At 71.0% G+C, this 2,596-nt stretch carries 2 protein-coding genes; one reads left to right on the top strand and one right to left on the bottom strand.

Features of this window, described 5'->3' with window-relative positions; genetic code table 11:
* Positions 1-83: 83 nt before the first annotated feature.
* Entirely contained in the window at positions 84-1,613 is a 1,530-nt protein-coding gene (miaB, locus tag AB0C69_RS41000; protein ID WP_360362032.1) for a tRNA (N6-isopentenyl adenosine(37)-C2)-methylthiotransferase MiaB, read from the bottom strand.
* A 190-nt stretch (positions 1,614-1,803) separates the two neighbouring features.
* Here miaB and AB0C69_RS40995 point away from each other — a divergent pair.
* Positions 1,804-2,596: amino acid ABC transporter ATP-binding protein (locus tag AB0C69_RS40995; protein WP_360362029.1), on the top strand; the 793-nt coding region annotated here is incomplete at its 3' end.

Below are 2,596 nucleotides of genomic sequence, written 5' to 3'. Positions count from 1 at the left end.
GGGCGGGCAGCCAGGCGGCGCGGGCGACCAGCCCGGCGGCACGGGCGGGCCGCCGTCCTAGACCGGCCCGATCACACCGCGGTTCAGGGGCGGGTCGAGCAGCCCGGCGCGGACGCGGCGGGCTGGGCCGGGCGCCCGATCGACGGCATGCCCAGCGACACGCCGCCGGCCCCGCCACCTCCGCCCTGCCGCGCCTCCCACGCGTCGCCCGCGCGCGTCCGGCGGACGCCCAGCGCGGGCTTGTCGGCGACCAGGTGGTGCGGCGCGGCGTAGGTGATCTCGACGGTGACCACGTCGCCGGGGCGGACCGGCTCCTCCGGCACGCCGAAGTGGACGAGCCGGTTGTCGGGCGCCCGCCCGGAGAGCCGGCGCGTCGCCTCGTCCTTGCGGCCCTCGCCCTCGGCGACCAGGACCTCCAGGGTCCGGCCGAGCTGCTTGCGGTTCTCCGCCCAGGAGATCTCCTCCTGCAGCGCGACGAGCCGCTCGTAGCGCTCCTGGACGACCTGCTTCGGCAGCTGGCCGTCCATGGTCGCCGCCGGGGTGCCGGGGCGCTTGGAGTACTGGAACGTGAACGCCGACGAGAACCGGGCCTCCCGCACCACGTGCAGGGTCTCCTCGAAGTCGGCCTCGGTCTCGCCGGGGAAGCCGACGATGATGTCGGTGGTGATCGCCGCGTCCGGGATCGCGGCCCGGACCTTCTCGATGATGCCGAGGTAGCGCGCCTGCCGGTACGACCGGCGCATCGCGCGCAGCACCGCGTCCGAACCGGACTGCAGCGGCATGTGCAGGGACGGCATCACGTTCGGCGTCTCCGCCATCGCGGCGATCACGTCGTCGGTGAAGTCCTTGGGGTGCGGGGAGGTGAACCGGACCCGCTCCAGGCCCTCGACGCCGCCGCAGGCCCGAAGCAGCCCCGCGAACGCCGACTGCCCGCCCCCGGTCATCGCGCGGACCTCGTCGGGCGCGCCGGCCAGGGCGCCGAAGCCCGAACCGTAGGCGTTGACGTTCTGGCCCAGCAGCGTGATCTCCAGGGCGCCCTCGGCGACCAGCGCCTCGACCTCGGCGAGGATCTCCCCCGGCCGGCGGTCGCGCTCCTTGCCGCGCAGGGACGGGACGATGCAGAACGTGCAGGTGTTGTTGCACCCCACGGAGATCGACACCCAGGCGGCGTAGGGGGACTCGCGGCGCGTCGGCAGCGTCGAGGGGAAGGTCACCAGCGACTCTTCGATCTCGACCTGCGCCTCGTCCCGCACCCGCGCGCGTTCGAGCAGCGCGGGCAGCGACCCGATGTTGTGCGTGCCGAACACCACGTCCACCCAGGGGGCGCGCTTGACGATGGTGTCGCGGTCCTTCTGGGCCAGGCAGCCTCCGACGGCGATCTGCATGCCGGGATGGCCGTCCTTCACAGGGCGAAGGTGGCCGAGGTTGCCGTAAAGGCGGTTGTCGGCGTTCTCCCGCACCGCGCATGTGTTGAAGACCACGACGTCGGGCTCGGCCTCCCCCGCGCGGACGTACCCGGCCGACTCCAGCAGCCCCGACAGCCGCTCGGAGTCGTGGACGTTCATCTGGCACCCGTAGGTACGGATCTCGTACGTACGGGGAGCCGTCTCCATTGGCGCACTCATGACAGTCATCCAGGTTACGGGCCCGGCGCGACATGGCGGAACGGGCGGCGCACCCCGCCGCCGCCTTTTATGATCACTCTCCGCCACGACCGAACCCCGTCCGACGTGGGTATTCGTGATCGTATCGGTACCGCGCGGCAACTCGGGCACTACCGGCGATGACATAAAGTCCGTGCCCATGACGGACAGCGAAAGCGGGCCCGAGCTCACCAAGACCGGGCCGGAGGACTCCACCCCGGAGCCAGCCGCCGCAGGTGGCCGGCCGCTCGTCGTAGTCGAGCACGTCAACAAGCACTTCGGCGAGCTGCACGTCCTGAAGGACATCAACCTCACCGTGAACTCCGGTGAGGTCGTCGTCGTCATCGGCCCCTCCGGCGGCGGTAAGTCGACCCTGTGCCGGTCGATCAACCGGCTGGAGCCGATCGACGAGGGCACGATCCTCGTGGACGGCAAGGAGCTGCCCAAGGAGGGCAAGGACCTCGCGAGGCTCCGCGCCGACGTGGGCATGGTGTTCCAGTCGTTCAACCTGTTCGCCCACAAGACGATCCTCGAGAACGTCACGCTCGGGCCGGTGAAGGTCCGCGGGCAGGGCAAGCAGGAGTCGCAGAAGCACGCGATGGAACTGCTCGACCGGGTCGGCATCGCCAACCAGGCGCACAAGTACCCCGCGCAGCTGTCCGGCGGGCAGCAGCAGCGCGCCGCGATCGCGCGCTCCCTCGCGATGAAGCCGAAGGTGATGCTCTTCGACGAGCCCACCTCGGCGCTGGACCCGGAGATGGTCAACGAGGTCCTGGACGTCATGACGGGACTGGCCCGCGAGGGCATGACGATGATCGTCGTCACGCACGAGATGGGCTTCGCCCGCCGGGCCGCGCAGAAGGTCGTGTTCATGGCGGACGGCCAGATCGTCGAGGAGAACACCCCCGACGAGTTCTTCACCAACGCGCGGACCGAGCGCGCGAAGGACTTCC

Source organism: Actinomadura sp. NPDC048032, assembly GCF_040653175.1.
Taxonomy (GTDB): Bacteria; Actinomycetota; Actinomycetes; order Streptosporangiales; family Streptosporangiaceae; genus Spirillospora; species Spirillospora verrucosospora.
The sequence above is the reverse complement of the archived record's forward strand: the minus strand, read 5'-3'. Positions and strand labels throughout refer to the sequence as shown.